Below are 20,064 nucleotides of genomic sequence, written 5' to 3'. Positions count from 1 at the left end.
TCTATATTTATTGCATAGGCAATTCACAAGCCTGTTGCCGGCATTGCGCCTGCAACAGGCTTTCTTATTTTATATACAAAATCTATTAAGAGTTTTATGTCCGAAGGGAGTAAACAGAATAAAAAGTCTACGGATGCGTTTTCAAAATACATGCGTAAGCTTTTTGGTATTCAAGAAATTACAGAAAGTCAGCGTGAGTACATTGAAAAATTAGAGCGCGAACTGGAATCTGCTAAAGGCACGCTCAGTACGCGTGAAGAAAAGGAAATGATCCGTGGTCTGGTTAAATTTGGTAATATCATGGTTAAGCAAATCATGTGTCCGCGCATGGATATGGCTGCCGTTGATATAGCACTGAATTACGAGCAGCTGCAGGAATATATCAGTACCTGTGGTTTTTCCCGAATTCCTGTTTATAAAGAATCTGCTGATAAAATTGAAGGCGTTTTAAATATTAAAGATCTGTTTCCGTTTTATAACAAGGAAAAAGATTTTAACTGGCAACAGCTGATCCGTACTGTTGAATTTATTCCTGAAACTAAACTGATCGAAGAATTGCTTCGTGAATTTCAATTGAAGCATTTGCATATGGCTATTGTAGTAGATGAATATGGCGGTACTGCCGGATTGATCACCATGGAAGATGTTATTGAAGAAATTGTCGGCGACATTCATGATGAATATGACGATGATGAAAAACCCTATGCGCAACTAAGCGATACCAGTTATTTGTTTGAAGGAAAAATTTCGCTGGTGGATTTTTATAAAGCAATTGAGCTGGATAAAGATATATTTGACGAAGTAAAAGGTGAAAGCGAAACACTTGGAGGCTTGCTGCTGAACATCAACTCAGATCTCCCGCGCCTTGGCGATGAAATCATTTATGAAGGATATGTTTTTAAAATCGATGCCGTTAACAGCAAACGTATTCTTCGGGTAAAAGTAACAGTTCCAGAAAATTCAGAAAATGAAAAATAATATATTCGTTCTATCCATTCTCGGTTTACTTATTTTAGTCTCTTCCTGCAGCAATGAAGAAAATGCCTTTATGCCAAAACCTAAGGGCTTTAATAAAATAGATCTTCCTGCACACCGTTATGATACCCTTACAGGTGACTATCCATACACATTTGAATATTCAAGCATTGCGAAAATTGTTCCCGACACCACCAAAACTGCAGAGCCGTATTGGATAGATATTTATTACCCTGAATACAAAGCCAACATTCAGATCACGTATAAGAAGACAAATAATAATCCTAAAACATTAGAAGAATATATCAAAGATTCTCATACGCTTGCCAATAAGCATAATGTGAAAGCATATGCGATTGATGAACTGATCACCGATACAAAAAATGGTTATGCGGTAAAAGTATTTGAACTGAGTGGCGATGTGCCCAGCCAGATTCAGTTTCACGTAACAGATTCAACGAAAAACTTTTTACGCGGTGCCGTTTATTTCAGAACATCAACAAAGAATGATTCGCTTGCACCCGTGATCAGTTACATGAAAGAAGATGTCATGCACCTTATAGAAACCTTGAAGTTTAAATAAGACAACTAAAATTTCAAATAGCAAAACCCAAATTCCAAACGGGTGAAAATTTCCAGATATTCTTATTCCGTTTGGAATTTGTTTTTTGTAATTTGTTATTTTAACAACTTATGTCAACAATCCTCGACACTAAAGTAGAGTTCCTGAAAGGCATTGGTCCGCAAAAGGCCGCGCTGCTTAATACTGAGTTGCGCATTTTTACTTTTGAAGATTTGCTGTATTACTATCCCTTCCGGCATGAGGACAGAAGTAAGATTTATGCCATTAAAGATATTCATGAAGACTTACCGTACATACAGGTACGCGGACGCATTACCGGTATTTCCAGTCAGGGTGTCGGACCAAAGAAACGCCTGATCGCTTATGTGCAGGACGATACCGGAATCTTAGAGCTGGTGTGGTTTCAGGGCGGCGCCTGGATCGAAAAAAATATTCTGCCCAATACTATTTATGTTGTTTTCGGCAAGCCCAATCTTTACGGGCGCAAGCTAAACGTTGTGCATCCGGAGATGGAAGTTTATTCGGAAGATAAAACTGAAAAAGGGTTGCAGCCAGTATATAATGTCACGGAGAAATTAAAAGCACGCGGCATGGATAGCAAAGCGATTTCAAAATTAACGGAGAAGCTAGTTAAAGAAATTGCATCGAAGCTGCCGGAAATTCTGCCTGCTGCTATTATAGATGAATACAAACTGATCTCGCGCGCGCAGGCAATGGAATGGATCCATCTTCCGCCAAATGCTGCTTCCGTTGAGAAAGCAAAAGCACGCTTAAAATTTGAAGAGCTTTTTTTAATTCAGATAAAACTTCTGCATCAGAAAACATATCGGAAAATACATTACAGAGGTTTTGTATTCAATCACATTCCAACCTTAAATGTCTTTTATAAAGAACATCTTCCGTTTGATCTGACGGACGCGCAAAAACGTGTCGTAAAAGAAATCTATAAAGATGTATGTTCGGGAAAGCAGATGAACAGGCTTTTACAGGGGGATGTTGGAAGCGGAAAAACAATTGTTGGGTTTCTGTGCATGCTCATGGCTATTGATAATGGCTACCAGGCTTGTCTGATCGCACCTACGGAAATTCTGGCGGCACAACATTATGAAGGGTTGAAAGAACTCGCAGCCAAAGTTGGTTTAACGGTTGCGAAGCTTACAGGCTCATCAAAGAAAAAAGAGCGTGATGTGATTCACCGTGATCTGTTAGATGGCAGTCTGAATATTTTAATCGGCACACATGCCATTCTGGAAGACATTGTTCAATTCAAGAATCTGGGTATATGTATTATTGATGAGCAGCACCGTTTTGGTGTTGCGCAACGCGCCAAGCTCTGGAAGAAGAATACGGAACTGCCGCCGCACGTGCTTGTCATGACAGCAACGCCCATTCCGCGTACCCTTGCCATGACCTTATATGGTGATCTGGACATTTCTGTTATTGATCAGATGCCAGCCGGAAGAAAGCCTATTTCTACTTCCCATAAATTTGATAAAGACCGGTTGCTTGTATTTGGTTTTATCCGCAAACAGATACTGGAAGGAAGGCAAATATACATTGTGTATCCACTGATTGAAGAAAATGAGAAGCTGGACCTGAAAGATCTGATGGATGGCTTTGAAAGCATCAACCGTGCCTTTCCGGAATTTCCGGTTGGCATCCTCCACGGCCGTATGAAACCTGCCGACAAGGATTTTGAAATGCAGCGTTTTGTAAAAGGCGAAACAAAAATCATGGTTGCGACTACCGTTATTGAAGTTGGTGTGAACGTACCGAATGCCAGTGTAATGGTGATTGAGAATGCAGAACGTTTCGGACTCTCACAGCTGCACCAGTTGCGCGGGCGTGTTGGCCGCGGCGCGGATCAGTCATATTGTGTGTTAATGACCAGTCATAAGTTATCGGCAAATACGAAAACGCGTATTGAAACGATGGTGCGGACCACAAACGGTTTTGAGATAGCCGATGTTGATCTGAAACTCCGCGGACCGGGCGACCTGGCAGGTACACAGCAAAGCGGTGTGCTGGATCTGCGTATTGCCGATCTTGCACAGGATTCTCAGACATTACAGTTAAGCCGCCAATCAGCCATGGATCTGTTGGATAGCGATCCGGAATTATTAAAACCTGAAAATCGTATGCTGCGCGGCTACATGGAGTCGAAGAATAAGAACAGCAAAGAGTGGAGCCGGATCAGTTAGGAATAGAATATAAATACTTAAAATTGTTCGATTCATTGATTATAACACTTTTCGTATATTCCTTCAGTTATATCTAATTGAGCAATGATGGCTTTTTTACTTAATCCATCTTTATTTTTAAGATCTTTTATTACTTTCGAAAATTCTTTTTCTTTTTTAACTAAATGATATTTAGAGAATTTTTGCTGTGCTTTATATTTAATTTCGAGTTTATCTTGATAATGAACATTTTCTCCGTCAATATTATTTTTAAGATATATATCCTCAAGAATTGATTCTAGTTTGCTAGGTCTTGTATTATATTTAAAATAATTCTCATCTTCAACAAAACTATTAATAATAATATCAATTACAACTTTAGAAAGCCTAATTGGATTGCTAGAAAAATCTTCATCAAAAATGGAACCCTCTGAATTGTTTGCTCCATTTAAGTATTCATCATACCAACTTTCTAAATGCTCAAATTTGTGAATTATTCCATTACTGAGCCAGTATAATGTTAAACAGCCAATCTGTTGGTCATATTTTTCGAATTCTTCTTCTGGATCTTCAATTGCAGAATTGAAAATTTCCTTCTCTATTAGTAAATACTTTTGATCCATTAAAAGTCCAAAGTTTAAAAAATCATTTATGGATTGGCTTGTATTATCGAAATCAAATACATTTCCGTTTTCATTAAATGATGAAACATAAAAATATTTTATTCCCTTTGTAAGACAAAATTCTTTAATATAATCTATCATTTATATGTCTATTTAACTTTCTCTATTTCCATAATTTCTGGCATTTCATCATATGTTCTTCCATTCAATAAACGACCATTGGCCTTTTTATTCCTACCTCCCCATTGCTTGAAGAAAAATGCGACATCTGATTTAAGACATTGCTCTTGAATATCTAAAACCCAGTCTGAATCCATTGGTCGAGGTCTATGGCCACTTTCGCCACCAACTATTACCCAGTCAATTTTTTTTAAATTTAATTTCGGCAATGGTCCTATTAAAGGTTCTAATGAAAGGAACTTCACTTTTGCAGAAGTTTTTCTTAAAAGATCAATTCGATTTTTTACTTTATCATTTTCAACTGAAACGCCCATCCAGATATTATGAGTCCACTTCAATTCTTTATATACTTCAAATAATCGTTCTGCTCTTTTAGTTAAAACCTGAAAAACATGTTGTGGATTTTCATTCATAACCTGAAATACCTTTTTAATATAATCTAAAGGTATATCTTCATGAAATAAATCACTCATTGAGTTGACAAAAACCACTTTTGACGATTTCCAAGTGTAAGGAATTGATAGGGCATCGGGATATATATTAACTTTAAATCCATCTTTATACTTATCAATGCCCATTGCCTTAAGCCGCTTGGACATTATTTCAGCATAACAAAATTTGCAACCAGCAGAAATTTTTGTACACCCAGTAGTAGGATTCCATGTCATTTCTGTCCATTCAATACTTGATTGTGCCATATCAATTTAATTTTATAGGAGTTAAACTCGCTCCAATTTTACAGATCGTACTACTTATATTAAACTTCATTTTTGAAATTTTATTCGATGAAGCTAATTTTTTTAAGACATTCTTTGCATGAGAAGGTAAAAAGCCATTGGTAATGGTAAACAAATATACATCCTTGTCTGTTTTAATTTTTCCTTTTGTAATATTTTCTTCCAATTCCTTCTCAAAAATTTCCACCTTTTTAGGCTTACTTATTTCACCTGAAAATATATTGATTTGTCCCGGATTTATTTTGTCATTATCAATATCAAAGTTTGCCTCTCCTCTTTCAGGATCAACCTTCCAACATGTTGTTAAAAATTTTTCCATGCCCAATACATGACTACTCCCAAATATTAATCCATATACTCCAGCATTTTTTTTCAGCGAAAATGGTGCTAAGTAATAGGCTTTATTAGCCGGAATCAAATTTTTATAATAGTCCAATACTAATCTGTGAATTTGATCATATGGTGTTTTCTCTACATCCTCTGAACTCAAATTTATATGCTGCAATATATTTGGATGTTCACAAAATCTTTTAATTGTTGACGAAGAAATGAAAAATAAAAAATCTGTTCTTTTAATATTTATGATTTGCTTAAACGTCTCCTCTCCTATATGCTTAATGCCATTTTGGTCTAGAAATAATAAATTTGCACTATTGTTAGTAGTTAATTCAGCAAGCCTTTTTTGAAAAGCAACTTTAAAATCTAAGCTTTCAGTTTGGACATAATAATCTCGTTGCTCATTTCCTTTAGGTAAAACATGATCATTTAATAATTCGTATTTTGCTTTATCATATTCGTTAAAGTATAAGTTAACTTTAAGATTTTTATTTCTTATACTTTCTAGATGGGGCTCTAATTCATCTATAATAATGCAAGGTGTACCTTTCACTCCAGCAACATCTCTACCTGGCCCAGCAAAAAAATCATATATGTTTATATTGTTCCAATAAATATCTCTTTTCGATATAAATACCGGCAGCCATTCCCTCAAATAATCTTGAAAAATTGAGAGTTTTGCTTTTGTTCCTTCATCAAAAGGTTTGACGTGAATATCTCTTGGCATAGTTATGTATAATAAAATTGAAAATAAAATATGTATTTATAAAAATGGATAATGTCTATTAAAGCGGAATTTATGTTAAAAAGTTATCATAAAGAAATTTATTTATATAAAACGAAAAAAGTCCGGACTTTCATCCGGACTTTCTTATTAAACAACTAAACCAAATTATTTTGTAGCCAGTACAAATAAGGCTACGTGACCGATTTTGTCTGCTGACTTATATTTATTTACTTTAATATCTACCGCATATTCGCCTGTGGATGGTGGCTGATAAGAAACGACTGCAGATGGTTTTACTTCGCTGTCTTCCGAAACTTTAACCCAGCTTCCATTTTCATTTTTGTATACAACCAGCGAAATGTCTGAGATGTTTTCATCGCCTAAGCCTGCAAAAACATAGGTAAGCGTATTATTCAGATCCATCATGGTGTAATTGTCATCTAAGGCAAAATCAAATTCTGCTTTTGTGATAATTGCTTTTCCATCATATTTTTTTTCAATTTCTTTTACAAACTCTAACCCTTCTTCCATTATAGGTTTGATAGAAAGTGAGTTTTGCGCATTAGAGAAACTCGTTGCAGCAAAAATTACAGCAAGAGACAAAATAATTTTTTTCATATGTATCTGTTATGGGGATAAAATTTAAAATTGAGTTTTTTAACGGTTTTGAAAAATAATGGTTTCAATTTTAAATGAGAAGATCAAAAAATATATTATACCACTAAAAATAATCCCTCACTTTGTTTTTAAAATACAAAATGAGGGATTTATATGAATCAGTATTCGATCAGATATTGCCATCGGTCGGTCGGCAAAAAACCGTCTGGCCGATATGTGCTTGTAAGAATTTTTAAAACGCCAATAAGGTTGAAAGCGTTTATACCTGCACGTGCTGTTCTTTTTCTTTTACGCCGTCTTTCTCCGGAAAGAATTTCTTTTGATAAATTAAAATTAAGGCTACACCTACAAATATGGAAGCATCCGCAAAGTTAAAAATCGGCCATAACGGATAATAGCTTCCGCCTAATACAGGAACCCATTCCGGAATCAGACAATTACAGATGTCTACATAAAACATGTCTATCACACGACCGTGAAACCAAAGCATCGGCGCATCACTGGTAGGCAAGTCTAAAAATACACCGTAGAATGTGCTGTCTACTACATTACCCATAGCACCGCCTAAGATCAAAGCAATGCACCACAGAAAACCTTCGTGCATGCCTTTTTTTGCCATAAGATACAGGTAGTAACTAATACCGACCATAGCAACCAGGCGGAATAAACTAAGAATTAGTTTACCATACACGCCAGCCAGCTTTATACCAAAGGCCATTCCTTCATTGGTGATATAATGTAATTTAAACCAGTCGCCAAGTCTTAAAGAAGGATGTTCATATCCTTCAAAAGGGAACGTTTCGAACACCCACAGCTTAATCACCTGGTCAATAAGTATGATGCCGATTGTTAAAAGAAAATATTTGGTATAGCGCATATTATTAGTGTAAAAGTGTAGAGTGTAAAGTGAATAAGTGCGGTTACACGTTACACTCTACACTTTATACAATGTTATTTTTCTATTTTCATGATCAGCGTTTGCTCATCCATTTCTACTTCTTTGCCATCTGCCAGTTTTTCTACCAGCTCTAAGGAGAAGGCTTGTGTCTCTGTACAAATGTATTCCTGATTTGCACTTAATGCACTATTGATCAATTCGTCTACCTTCTGAATGGTGATACGGATCTTATCCTGTACTTCAAGGCCCATGTCTTTACGCAGATTCTGTACACGGTTTACAACATCACGCGCAATCCCTTCTTTACGAAGGTCGTCGCTTAACGTAATATCCAGCGCAACAGTGATGCCGCCTTCAGAAGCAACGGACCAGCCAGGAATATCCTGAGAACGGATCTCAACATCTTCTGACGTAATCGGGATAACGGTGCCGTCTGCAAGTTTCAGTTCAAAGACATTGCGTTCAATGGCAGTAATATCTTCTGCACGCAATTCAGCAATTGCATTGCCGATCTCTTTCAGTTTCGCGCCGTATTCTTTTCCTAATTTTTTAAAATTAGGTTTGATCGTTTTAATAACAACGCCGGAAGTATCCTCAATATATTCAACTGCTTTGATATTCACTTCATTTTTAATCAGATCTTCTACCGCCTGGATCTGTGCTTTCAGATGCGGCTGTAAGATCGGGATGAGAATTCTGGAAAGCGGCTGACGAACCTTAATCGTTTGTGCCTTGCGGATCGAGTGTACCAGCGAAGAGATGCGTTGAGCCAGGCTCATACGTTCTTCCAGTTCTACGTCTAAAAACGCTTCATTCACTTTCGGAAAATCGGCTAAGTGAACAGATTCAACAGCATTCTTTTTACTGACCTGATTTAAGTCGCTGAATAATTTATCCATGTAAAACGGAGCAATCGGCGCACCTAATTTGGCAACCGTTTCCAGACAGGTATATAATGTCTGATACGCAGCGGTTTTATCTGCATTGTATTCGCCTTTCCAGAAACGTTTTCTATTCAGACGTACATACCAGTTACTCAAATCATCAACTACAAAATCCTGTATCGCACGCCCGGCTTTCGTCGGCTCGTAATCACTGTATGCATCTGCAACATCTTTAACCAGTGATTGCAGTTTCGATAAGATCCAGCGATCGCTTTCGGTACGTTGTGCCAATGGAATCTCTGCTTCAGCAAACGTGAAATTATCTAAGTTCGCATACAAGGCAAAGAATGAATAGGTATTCTGAAGCGTACCAAAGAAACGGCGCTGCACTTCGGTGATACCGTCTAAATTGAATTTCAAATTGTCCCATGGCGGTGCATTGGTAATCATATACCAGCGTGTTGCGTCCGGCCCATATTTATCAATCGTTTCAAACGGGTTCACTACATTGCCTACACGCTTAGACATTTTGTTTCCATTCTTGTCCAGTACCAATCCGTTTGCAATTACATTTTTGAATGCAACTTTATCATACAGCATGCCGGAGATTGCGTGCAATGTAAAGAACCAGCCACGTGTCTGATCCACACCTTCTGCAATAAAGTCTGCCGGATAATTATTGTTGAATAATTCTTTATTTTCAAACGGGTAATGCCACTGCGCATACGGCATCGCACCGGAATCAAACCACACGTCGATCAGGTCCAGCTCGCGTTTCATCGGCTTGCCGGAATCACTTACCAGAACAATGTTATCTACGTATGGCCTGTGTAAATCTTTAATATCTGTTGCCGTTTCGATGCCTGCTTTTTGTGCTTTTGCAATTTCAGTTTTCAATTCTTCAATCGAACCGATGCATTTCTCTTCAGAGCCATCTTCTGAACGCCAGATCGGCAGCGGTGTTCCCCAATAGCGAGAACGCGAAAGGTTCCAGTCAACCAGATTTTCCAGCCAGTTGCCGAAGCGACCAACGCCTGTAGATTCAGGTTTCCAGTTAATGGTTTTATTCAGTTCAACCAGACGTTCTTTTTTTGCTGTTGTTTTGATGAACCAGGAATCCAATGGATAATAAAGCACCGGCTTATCTGTTCTCCAGCAATGCGGATAACTGTGTTCGTATTTTTCAACCTTGAATGCACGGTTCGCTTCTTTCAATTTAATTGAAATACGTTCATCCACACTCAGGTATTTATCTCTGCCTTGTTTAACACGTTCCGCTTCTTTTTCTTCATCGGTTAGGTACGCTTCTTTTACATATTCGCCTGCGAAGTCCGTTACTTCTTTAGTAAACCTGCCGCGCTTATCAACCAATGGATATTCGTTTCCGCGGTCATCTTTTGTAACGATCGAAGGAATGCCGGCAAGTTTAGCTACACGCGCATCGTCTGCACCAAAGGTAGGCGCAATGTGTACAATACCTGTACCATCTTCCGTACTTACAAAGTCGCCCGCGATTACACGGAACGCCGGTGTTTCAGGCTGCAGGTACGGCATCAGCTGTTCGTATTCAATGCCAACAAGATCTTTACCTTTATAGCTTTGAAGTATTTTAAAGGGAATCAGTTTGTCTCCATCTTTATATGCTTCTAAAGAAAGGTCTTTCGCTTTTTCAGAAAAATATTTTCCGAGCAAGGCTTTCGCAAGAATTACCTGAACGGGCTTAAACGTGTATGGGTTAAATGTTGAAACCAATACATATTCAATATTCTCTCCTACAGCCAATGCACTGTTAGAAGGCAATGTCCATGGTGTTGTTGTCCATGCAAGGAAATAGGTGTTGTCTGCAAACTTCGGATTTGCTTTCAGCTTGAATTGTGCTACCGCACTTGTGTCGCGCACATCTTTGTATGTACCCGGCTGGTTTAATTCGTGTGAACTCAAACCTGTACCTGCAGCAGGCGAATACGGCTGGATCGTGTAGCCTTTATATAAAAGTTTTTTCTGATGAAATTCTTTTAACAGGTACCAAACCGATTCAATATAGTTGTTCTCAAACGTGATGTATGGCTTTTCAAGATCAACCCAATAACCCATCTTCACGGTAAGTTCATCCCACTGCGATTTGTATTTCATTACCGCTTCGCGGCACTTTTGATTATACTGCTCTACCGTAATTTTCTTCCCGATATCTTCTTTGGTAATACCAAGTTCTTTCTCAACCTGCAATTCAACAGGCAGGCCGTGTGTATCCCAGCCGCCCTTGCGTTTTACCTGAAAGCCCTGCATGGTTTTAAACCGGCAGAAAATATCCTTCACCGTACGGCCCATCACATGGTGAATACCAGGCGTGCCGTTTGCAGATGGCGGACCTTCGTAGAACGTGAATGTTGGATTGCCTTCACGTGTCTCTACAGACTTTTCAAATATTTTTTTATCATTCCAAAACTGTTGTACTTCCTTTCCAACTTCAGACAGTTCTGTTTTCTTTTCGTTATACTTCACGGCTCTCCTCGTTTCTAGGTGTTTTGATTTCTAAACGCTGAAGATCGATTTCCATATCGTCATCTTCAGTGTGTATTTTTTCGTGTTTATCTTTAATGATCGGGTACAGATTAATTTTTTCGCCGCTGCTGAATGTTAACAGCAATGCCGGCAAAACAATTAAGTTGGTGAACATAGCAAAGAACAATGTTAAAGACGTTAAAATTCCCAGGGCAATCGTTCCGCCAAAATCAGAAAATGCGAAGATCAGGAAACCGCAGAATAAAACGATCGATGTATAGATCATGCTCACGCCTTCTTCTTCCAGTGATTTTACTACTGCCTGCATTACACTTCCTTTGTAATGCTTTAATTCCTGCTTGAACTTGCTCAGGTAATGGATTGTACTGTCGATCGAAATGCCGAATGAAATGCCAAAGATCAATGCTGTACTTGGTTTCAACGGAATGTTAAACAAGCCCATAATGCCTGCTGTCATTAAGATCGGGATCATGTTCGGGATCAATGAAATGATGATGATCTTAGGATTGGTGAAAATGAATGCCATCATCAGCGAGATCAATGCAAATGCCCAAACCAGCGACTCAGATAAATCGTTGATCAGATACTGATTTCCTTTTAAGAATAATAATGTTGTGCCTGTAATATGAACCTTTTGTGTAGAGTCCGTAAATATTTCTTTTGTTTTAGGTGTGATATTTTTTTCAACCAATGCTGCCATCTTTTCTGTTCCCATATCCGCAACCTTGCAGGTAAAACGTACATACTGTCCGGTAGAATCAACAAACGAGCGCATCAATTTGTCTTCTGACTTATCATTTGTTTTCATGAACGACGACAACGAAACCATTTCCTGCTTGCTCGGTATTTCATAGAAATCCGGCAGGCCGTTATAATAAGCCTGCTTTGCACCTTTTATAATATTCAGTACGGAAAGCGGTGGCGAAACATTGTTCAGTGATTTTAAATAGGTTTCAAGCTCGTCCAGTTTTTTCAAATTTGCCGGAATCCGTATCCCTTTTTTCTTGCCTAAGTCAACCACAATCTCCAGCGGCATTACGCCTTTGAAATGCTGTTCGAAGAATGCTAAGTCCGTTTTAACTCCGCTGCTCTTCGGAAGATCATCCACCATGTAGGAAATAACCTGTATGCGGTAAATACCAACAATCGAAATAGCGATCAATAAACCGGTGATGATATATACTACGGAACGGTAACGTAGTACAACGTACTGGATCATATTGTTCACACGCCTTAAAAAACGCAGGTCCAGGTGTTTTAACTGCTTGTCGCTTGGTGCAGGCAGGTAACACAGCATGGTCGGTATTACAACCAGCGTAATCACAAACGTTGCGGCGCTTATCAAGCCAGCAACCATGCCGAATTCTTTAATGATGATGATGTTGGTGAAATATAATACCAGGAAACCAACGGCAGTATTCATGTTGGTCATAAAGGTCAGGAAGCCGATCTTCTCTACAATCCGGCTGATCGCTTTGATTTTGTTTCTGTGCTTGCGGTATTCCTGATGGTATTTATTGTACATATAAATACAATTCGGAATGCCGATCACGATGATTAATGCCGGAAGCATTCCGGTAAGCAGGGTGATCTTATAGCCAAGTAAAACGATGGTACCCATTGTCCATACAACTGTTACAACAATTACAAGGAAGGTGAAGAATACCGCGTAGAGGTTTCTGAAGAAGAAATATAAGATCAATGAGGTTACCAAAATAGATAACACCAGGAAGAACTTGAATTCTGCCTGTACATCGCGAACCATGATGGTACGTACATAAGGCAATCCTGCAAAGTGTGTTTCAACGTTTGTTTCCTTTTTAAATGTTGCTGATAAATCTAAAATATTTGAAACTACTTTTTGTCTGTTGTTTGAATTCAGTTGTTTTGAATCAATGGATACAGCGATCAATGCTGCATTGGTATTAGGATTTACAATTAAGCCTTTATAGAACAACTGGTCGTTTGCCAGCTGTATCATCGAATCAAGTTCATGCTGTGTGACAGGTTTTCGTGTAAATACCGATTTAACATCCAGTTTGGAATTCACCGTGTCTTTCGTTAACATTTTTAATGTCGGTAACGAAATAGCGTCGTTTACACCTTCCGATTTCTGGATCTGATAACACAGATCGTAAAATTTATTGAATGTTTCCAGTTTGAAAAGTTTCGGGTCCTGCACACCAATAACCATGATGTTGCCGTCTTCACCAAACATTTTATAGAATTCCTTGAAATAGACCATATCGGCATCATCCTGCGGAACAACTTTCAAAAAGTCGTATGTGATCTCAATTTTTGAGGCCTTGTACCCCATGAACACTGTAATTGAACCTGTTACAATTAAAAGGATTAACCGATACTTAATAATGAAACTACCTAACTTTACCCACATATTCTGCTTTACAAATAAGGTGGCTAATTTAAGCAAAATTGCTGATATGTGTGCTGAAAAACATGCGGAGATTATCAATTTAATGATTTGAAAATCTGCTTATTGCGTGGAAATGTACGTATTTTCTAAAAGTCGTGTTAAAAGCGCGAAATCAATTGTCGCTTTATGTTCCAAATTATCAGGTATTTTAATAATTCATTGACATAAATTTTAAGCAGTTTTTATACCCGAATGTGTCTGCGATACGTTTAGATTTCTAAAATAGACCCCGTATGATTCAGATTAAAAATCCATGCGACGCTGACTGGCAAAAAATGACTCCTGATACTGCCGGAAAATTCTGTTCCTCCTGTGAGAAAGTAGTGGTTGATTTCAGTAAGATGAGCGACACTGAAATAAAAGACTATTTTATTGTTCATTTCCAACAAAAAACATGCGGTCGGTTTTTAACGTCACAGGTTGACAGAGAATTAAAAACAGATTCGAAAAATTATTTTCATTTACTGTTTAATACATTTTCCGGAATGAGTGCTGTCCGGTCTGTTGTTCTTCTGCTGGCAAGTTCTTTGATCTGGCTAAGCAGTTGTGTTAAAAAACATTCGCCTGCAACGCTCGGAGAGCCGGCTTATACAGGTCCTGATTCAGAGAACCGGTTAATGGGAGATACTGTTATTATGGATGTTCCGGAAGATACAACCGCATTGATACCTCAGGAAGATACGCTTGAAATGCATGCTGTAGGAATTGTTGCGCCCATGATTACCGGTAAAGTCCGTATGACCGACACAATCACTCAGCGCATTAAAAAACGAAAATGATTTATTTAAAATTATAGCAAAATGCCGAGTTCAGCTACTTTCTGTTTCCATTTTTCAACATGCGTATTAAATACATTTCTATATTCCTCAATAATCAGAGCATGCCGTTCATAAAAATCGATATTCATTTCATAGTTATACATATAATCCCGGAACACCGTTTCAAAATTAAAGACATTCCCAACCAGGTCTCTGTAGTCCTTTAACAGAGCGGATGCTGAAGGGTCATCCAATATCGGTTTGATCTCGTTTTCATAAAATTCAGAAGCCGTATCGTTTACAGCAAGACCTTTCTCTAACCAGGCGTACAATAAACTATCTTCTTCGTATTTAAAAAAATCAGTTACACATTTATTTGCAAACCAATACGGGAAAATAACATTGGGTTTTACAGGTTCATCCGTTTGCATGTCAAAAAATTCCAGCTGGGTGTTATTTAAATACGACGTGTTAAATAAATACCACTCTGCATCCATCAATAAATAAATTAATTTTTTTGTTTTGATCCTGTCCAGCCAGGCTTTATAAGGCACGGGTCCTTCCGGAAAAAGTACCGGATCTATTGCCATCTTTACAACAGCACCTTCTTCTTCCACTAAGATAACAGGCGCTACATGATAGCCCCAGTCAATTTTTCCTGTCGGTGAAAGTTTATTCTGATCGGTAAACGAAATAACCCTTCTGCTGGATGCCGTATAAATGCCGGGCGTGAATGCCCAGATCTTTGCAAGCGTAATATTCTGTGCTTTTGCTAACAGACAAATGTAATGTGCAATGTTGTGACAGTTTGCCTGGTGATAGCCGAAAGGAATCCCGTCATTCTGTATCTGAGTAAACAGAATAGCTGCGGAAGCGGCACTCACTACAGTAGCCTTTCCGTCGGTAAGCAACGGATGTCGTTTGAGCGTTGAAATAATTTTTTGAAGAATCTGTTCCTGCCGGATTGCCTGAACAACTGTTGATACAAAAATACATTATTTCATGTAATTAAAATATTAAGAAATCTTTTTAAACATGTAATAACACAGATTCATATACTTTTCGCTGCGCAAGTTGTATGATTAAATGAATAAATAGGATTTAAACTTTTGCAGTTAAAAAATATTTTTCCGTGCCTGCTCAAACTCTTCCCAGATATCCGTTATTACAGATGCTGCAGGCTTCACGGCTTTCAGCTGCGCGCTCACTTGCCCGATCTCTAATTCGCCTTCGTTGAGATCGCCTTCAAAAATTCCTTTCTTCGACCTTCCTTTGCTTACTATATTTTTCAGATCTTCTGCTGAAGCACCATTCGTTTCTGCTTTTTTTATCTGTTCATAAAAATTGTTTTTTATTAACCGCACAGGTGTCAGCTGTTTCAAGGTTAAGATTGTTTCACCTTCAAGGGCTTCAACCACGCGTTGTTTAAATATATGGTGCGCGGAAGATTCTTCGCTTACAGCAAAAGCAGAACCGACCTGTACACCTTCTGCTCCTAAGGCAAATGCTGCAAGCATCGCACGCCCGGAAGCAATGCCGCCAGCAGCAATAACCGGAATACTTACTGCATCTGCTACAGATGGGATCAGACATAAGGTAGTTGTTTCTTCTCTTCCATTATGCCCACCCGCTTCAAAACCTTCTGCAACAATAGCATCAACGCCAGCCTGTTGTGCTTTCAAAGCAAACTTTGTACTTGATACTACATGCACAACCGTTATACCTGCTTCTTTTAATCTTGCTGTATAGGTAGCCGGATTGCCTGCGGAAGTAAAAACAATTTTTACTTTTTCATCCAGCAACACCTGAATATGCTGATCGATGTGCGCATACAATAAGGGTAAATTTACACCAAATGGTTTGCTGGTCGCAGTTATGCATTTCTGAATATGTTCGCGCAGCAGATCTGCCGACATAGAACCTGCACCGATCAAACCAAGTCCGCCTGCATTGCTTACAGCTGAAGCCAAACGCCAGCCGCTGCACCAAACCATTCCAGCCTGTATAATGGGATATTGAATGTTGAAGAGTTGTGTGATTCTGTTTTGCATAAAAGCTGTCAATTGATAATGACAAGTTAATTATTTTTTTATTAAGGGAAATGTACCCCGTTTATTATGCGGAATGCTTCTCTGTCGTTCATTTCCAAAGTGCCTGGTTTTGCCAATTTAATAAGCTACCTTTTCCATCAGAAGGAATACCTAAAAATTTTATTGGAATATTTGGATAGCGGTTAAACAAATCTTGAAGTTTATCTTTCATACTATTCCCGGGATTTGCTCTTTGTAACATATATTTTAATACACACAGAAAGTAAAATACGCGTTTATTATTTTCAAAAGGTTTATCGATCCAGCCACCAGTTGGCTTTAATAGCTTTTCCGGTTCAATTGCTAAATCTCTATTCCATAAACGACTATGATGTGCGCAAATATTTCTAATATAGGTTAGTGTATGAAGCCATGAAGTAAAAACAGTATGATGCACATCAAAAAAATCTGCTATGCGTTTTTTATCGATATTGTTTTTTAATCCTCTATAAAGGTGGGATAATTCACCAATCGTAAGCAATTCTAAACACATCCAGCTTGGAGGATTTGCCGGTGTATGATAATTGTCAATATAATGTTTAATAAATACTTCAGGCGTGCGCGCAGTTTTTGCTTTTGAAATGATTGATTGAAAATCTGCAAATGGATTTATTAATTGGCCAATTTTATTATAATGTGGTGTAATAAAGTGTATCTGGTTATCCTGCCAATGGCTGTCATTATAATGTAATGCCATCGTATAGATAAATTGTGTTCTTATAGCAACTTCTATACGTTCAATACAATCAAAAACCAATAAGCGTAGTTCTCTATCAAACGTATAAGTACTTAGTATTTGATCAAAATCTGTATTTTTATTAAACGTATCCTTGGTAGATTGATACGGCAAAAAATAGGCACTCAAACGATAATAACTGATCTCTTGTAAATAATTTACTGCTTTAGCTTCATCAACTATTTTTAAGCCTCTGTTTTTTAGTAAAATAATTTGATTTTGAAAATTAAGAGGTGCCTTGTTAAAAGTTTGCTTACTCATAAGATTATAAAAGAAAAAACCCCCCAAGTGTGCTTCAAAGAGAGGCATGGGAGGTGTATTGTGTTAGCTGATGAACTGTCTTATATAAGAAATAGAGCAGGCCTATTAAAAAGTACTCTTATTTTATATGACAAAGTTACGATTTTATAAAAGCAGCACAAACTATTTTCATCACTTATTTTAAAAATGCTTTTTAAGTAGTTTTTGAGGTTTTTGCTGCCATCCATTTCTAATATTGTCTTTTATTTGACATTGTTTTCCTACAAACACTTCGTCAATATATCTTCCAGGTACTCCCTGTTATTAGATAAGCGTGGTACTTTGTGTTGCCCGCCCAGCTTGCCTTTCAGCTTGAGCCATTTATAAAAAGTGCCTTCCGGAACAAAATGTATCGTTGGTAACAACAAGGCCATGTCTTTGTAGCGCTTGGCTTCATAATCGGAGTTCAGCTCTTTTAAGAACTGATCCAGCAACTGTGTAAACCGATCTTTATCACCTGGCGCTGTTTCAAATTCTATGATCCATTCGTGACCGCCTTTGTTTTCATTGTTGAAATAAATCGGGCCCGCAGTAAAATTGGCCAGTACGGCATTTGTAGCTTCACATGCTTTTGAAACAGCCATCTCTGCATTTTCAACCATCAGCTCTTCGCCGAACACATTGATATAATGTTTGGTGCGGCCGGTAATTTTTATTCTGTAAGGTGTAATCGAAGTGAAGCGCACCACATCACCTACGTTATACCGCCACAAGCCACTATTGGTAGAGATTACCAGCGCATAGGCTTCATTCAGCTGTACTTGCTCCAGCGATATTGTTTTGGGAAACTCCGCATCAATTTCATCGATCGGAATAAATTCATAATAAATACCATGATCTAAATACAGCAGCAGATCATCTCTGCTCAGATCATCCTGCACACCAAAAAATCCTTCGGATGCATTGTATGTTTCCATATAACGGACCTTATCGGATGGAAAGAATTTTTGAAAAGCCGTTTTATATGGATGAAATGAAACGGCCCCGTGAAAGAAACATTCAAAGTGCGGCCAGATCTCAAGCATGTTTTCTTTTCCGCTTTTTTCCAGCATGTACTCTAACAGCAATACTGCCCAGGTAGGCACACCGGACAAATTTGTTACATTCTCTTTCGAGCATTCTTCGGCCAACTTATCAATCTTAGCTTCCCACTCATTCATCAATGCAGTCTGAATGGATGGTGTACGCGCGTACTGTGCCCAGGTAGGCAGGTTTGCCATGATTACGGCTGAAATATCGCCGATCTTTGAATTGTCGCGGTGTGGATTGGGTGAACACGACCCTCCAACCGCTAATGATTTCCCCTGAAATAATTTGCTTTCCGGAGCATTGTCAAAATACAAGGTCAGCAAATCCATGCCACCTTTATAATGGCAATCTTTTAAGGATTCTTTCGAAACGGGAATGAATTTACTTTTTGCATTTGTAGTGCCGGAAGATTTTGAAAACCAATCGATGTCTGATTGCCACAGGATCTGCTGTTCACCTTTCAGGCAGCGCTCGATCCATGGGTAGAATGTTTCATAGGTTGAAACTGGTACCTGCTGCGCAAACTGTTCGTTGGATTGAATGTCTTTATACCCATGTGTTTTACCCCACTCAGTTAAAGCTGCCTGCTGTAACAGGTTCTTTAAAACACGTTGCTGCGTTTCAATCGGATGTTCCATGAATCCTCGGATGTTTTTCATCCGTTGATTCATGAATTGTTTAATCGCAAAATTAAAAAGTGGAATCATGTATATTAAATTAACACTTTTCTGCGGAATTGGAAATGCTGGCCTAAGTATACGCGACGAACGGTTTCGTCTTCGGCTAATTCTTCAGCTGTTCCTGAACGCAGAATTTTTCCTTCAAACAACAGATAGGCTCTGTCTGTAATGGAAAGTGTTTCGTTTACGTTGTGGTCTGTAATTAATATACCGATGTTTTTATTTTTCAGTCGGGCAACAATCGTTTGAATTTCTTCTACAGCAATAGGATCAACGCCTGCAAAGGGTTCATCCAGCAGTACAAACTTCGGATCAACGGCCAGGGCACGTGCAATTTCGGTTCTTCTGCGTTCCCCCCCGGATAATACTTTCCCTAAATTTTTACGCACATGTGTCAAAGAGAATTCTTCCATCAGTGATTCGATCTTTTCTTTTTGCTGTGATTTAGGCATGCCGGTCATTTCCAATACAGCACCAATATTATCTTCTACACTAAGTTCTCTGAATACCGATGCTTCCTGTGCCAGATAACCTAAGCCCTTTCGCGCGCGCTGATACATCGGCAGGTCTGTTATGTCTTCATCGTCCAGATATACTCTGCCTGTATTCGGTTTGATCAACCCGACGATCATATAAAAACTTGTTGTTTTACCGGCACCATTTGGCCCGAGCAATCCAACAATTTCACCCTGTTTTACATTTACAGAAACGTCGTTTACTACCAAACGGCTTTTATATTTTTTAATCAGATTGTCAGCTCCAAGTATCATATA

16 protein-coding genes are annotated in these 20,064 nt (G+C 38.4%); 4 read left to right on the top strand and 12 right to left on the bottom strand.

Annotated elements, in window-relative coordinates; genetic code table 11:
• Positions 1 to 96 precede the first annotated feature (96 nt).
• The 3 genes from CHU_RS17890 to recG all read left to right on the top strand — a co-directional run bounded on the left by CHU_RS17890 (position 97) and on the right by recG (position 3,759).
• Positions 97 to 978 carry a transporter associated domain-containing protein gene (locus CHU_RS17890; RefSeq protein WP_011587022.1) on the top strand — a complete coding sequence of 294 codons (882 nt, stop codon included), beginning with the start codon at positions 97 to 99 and terminating at the stop codon, positions 976 to 978.
• A complete protein-coding gene (gldD, locus tag CHU_RS17885; protein ID WP_011587021.1) occupies positions 968 to 1,558 on the top strand; it encodes a gliding motility lipoprotein GldD in 591 nt (196 codons plus the stop codon). Before CHU_RS17890 ends, gldD begins: the two co-directional genes overlap by 11 nt.
• A 110-nt stretch (positions 1,559 to 1,668) precedes the next feature.
• The gene (gene recG / locus CHU_RS17880) at positions 1,669 to 3,759 is read left to right on the top strand and encodes an ATP-dependent DNA helicase RecG (RefSeq protein WP_011587020.1); all 2,091 of its coding nucleotides are present in this window, start codon (positions 1,669 to 1,671) and stop codon (positions 3,757 to 3,759) included.
• A gap of 32 nt (positions 3,760 to 3,791) precedes the next feature.
• Here the strand turns inward: recG and CHU_RS17875 are convergent, their stop codons facing one another.
• The 7 genes from CHU_RS17875 to CHU_RS17845 form a co-directional block, all read right to left on the bottom strand.
• The gene (locus CHU_RS17875; protein WP_011587019.1) at positions 3,792 to 4,502 is read right to left on the bottom strand and encodes a hypothetical protein; all 711 of its coding nucleotides are present in this window, start codon (positions 4,500 to 4,502) and stop codon (positions 3,792 to 3,794) included.
• 8 nt (positions 4,503 to 4,510) lie between these two features.
• Positions 4,511 to 5,239, bottom strand: a complete 729-nt coding sequence (locus tag CHU_RS17870) for a DUF5131 family protein (RefSeq protein ID WP_011587018.1) — start codon at positions 5,237 to 5,239, stop codon at positions 4,511 to 4,513.
• A 1-nt stretch (position 5,240) separates the two neighbouring features.
• Positions 5,241 to 6,341, bottom strand: a complete 1,101-nt coding sequence (locus tag CHU_RS19045) for a three-Cys-motif partner protein TcmP (RefSeq protein ID WP_011587017.1) — start codon at positions 6,339 to 6,341, stop codon at positions 5,241 to 5,243.
• Positions 6,342 to 6,506: 165 nt separating this feature from the next.
• Complete coding sequence (locus CHU_RS17860) at positions 6,507 to 6,959, bottom strand: hypothetical protein (RefSeq protein ID WP_011587016.1); 453 nt, start codon at positions 6,957 to 6,959, stop codon at positions 6,507 to 6,509.
• Positions 6,960 to 7,218: 259 nt separating this feature from the next.
• Positions 7,219 to 7,836, bottom strand: a complete 618-nt coding sequence (locus tag CHU_RS17855; protein ID WP_011587015.1) for a lipoprotein signal peptidase — start codon at positions 7,834 to 7,836, stop codon at positions 7,219 to 7,221.
• A gap of 74 nt (positions 7,837 to 7,910) precedes the next feature.
• A complete protein-coding gene (ileS, locus tag CHU_RS17850) occupies positions 7,911 to 11,243 on the bottom strand; it encodes an isoleucine--tRNA ligase (protein WP_011587014.1) in 3,333 nt (1,110 codons plus the stop codon).
• Positions 11,233 to 13,581 (bottom strand): efflux RND transporter permease subunit, encoded by a 2,349-nt coding sequence (locus tag CHU_RS17845; protein ID WP_238379311.1) that lies wholly within the window; start codon positions 13,579 to 13,581, stop codon positions 11,233 to 11,235. Before CHU_RS17845 ends, ileS begins: the two co-directional genes overlap by 11 nt.
• 350 nt (positions 13,582 to 13,931) lie before the next feature.
• Here CHU_RS17845 and CHU_RS17840 point away from each other — a divergent pair, with 350 nt between their 5' ends.
• Positions 13,932 to 14,477, top strand: a complete 546-nt coding sequence (locus tag CHU_RS17840; RefSeq protein ID WP_011587012.1) for a hypothetical protein — start codon at positions 13,932 to 13,934, stop codon at positions 14,475 to 14,477.
• Between the two features lie 11 nt (positions 14,478 to 14,488).
• Here CHU_RS17840 and CHU_RS17835 read toward each other — a convergent pair whose 3' ends face one another.
• From CHU_RS17835 to lptB, 5 genes are all read right to left on the bottom strand, one after another.
• Positions 14,489 to 15,367 (bottom strand): protein-glutamine glutaminase family protein, encoded by an 879-nt coding sequence (locus CHU_RS17835; protein WP_011587011.1) that lies wholly within the window; start codon positions 15,365 to 15,367, stop codon positions 14,489 to 14,491.
• 204 nt (positions 15,368 to 15,571) lie between these two features.
• Positions 15,572 to 16,507, bottom strand: a complete 936-nt coding sequence (locus tag CHU_RS17830; protein WP_011587010.1) for an NAD(P)H-dependent flavin oxidoreductase — start codon at positions 16,505 to 16,507, stop codon at positions 15,572 to 15,574.
• An 88-nt stretch (positions 16,508 to 16,595) separates the two neighbouring features.
• Complete coding sequence (locus CHU_RS17825) at positions 16,596 to 17,543, bottom strand: Abi family protein (protein ID WP_011587009.1); 948 nt, start codon at positions 17,541 to 17,543, stop codon at positions 16,596 to 16,598.
• 260 nt (positions 17,544 to 17,803) lie between these two features.
• Entirely contained in the window at positions 17,804 to 19,318 is a 1,515-nt protein-coding gene (locus CHU_RS17820; protein ID WP_011587008.1) for a GH3 auxin-responsive promoter family protein, read from the bottom strand.
• Positions 19,319 to 19,323: 5 nt separating this feature from the next.
• Entirely contained in the window at positions 19,324 to 20,061 is a 738-nt protein-coding gene (gene lptB, locus CHU_RS17815) for an LPS export ABC transporter ATP-binding protein (protein WP_011587007.1), read from the bottom strand.
• Between the last annotated feature and the right edge of the window lie 3 nt (positions 20,062 to 20,064).

The organism is Cytophaga hutchinsonii ATCC 33406 (assembly GCF_000014145.1).
Taxonomy (GTDB): Bacteria; Bacteroidota; Bacteroidia; order Cytophagales; family Cytophagaceae; genus Cytophaga; species Cytophaga hutchinsonii.
Note: the sequence above shows the minus strand (reverse complement) of the source record. Positions and strands in the feature narration are given on the sequence as shown.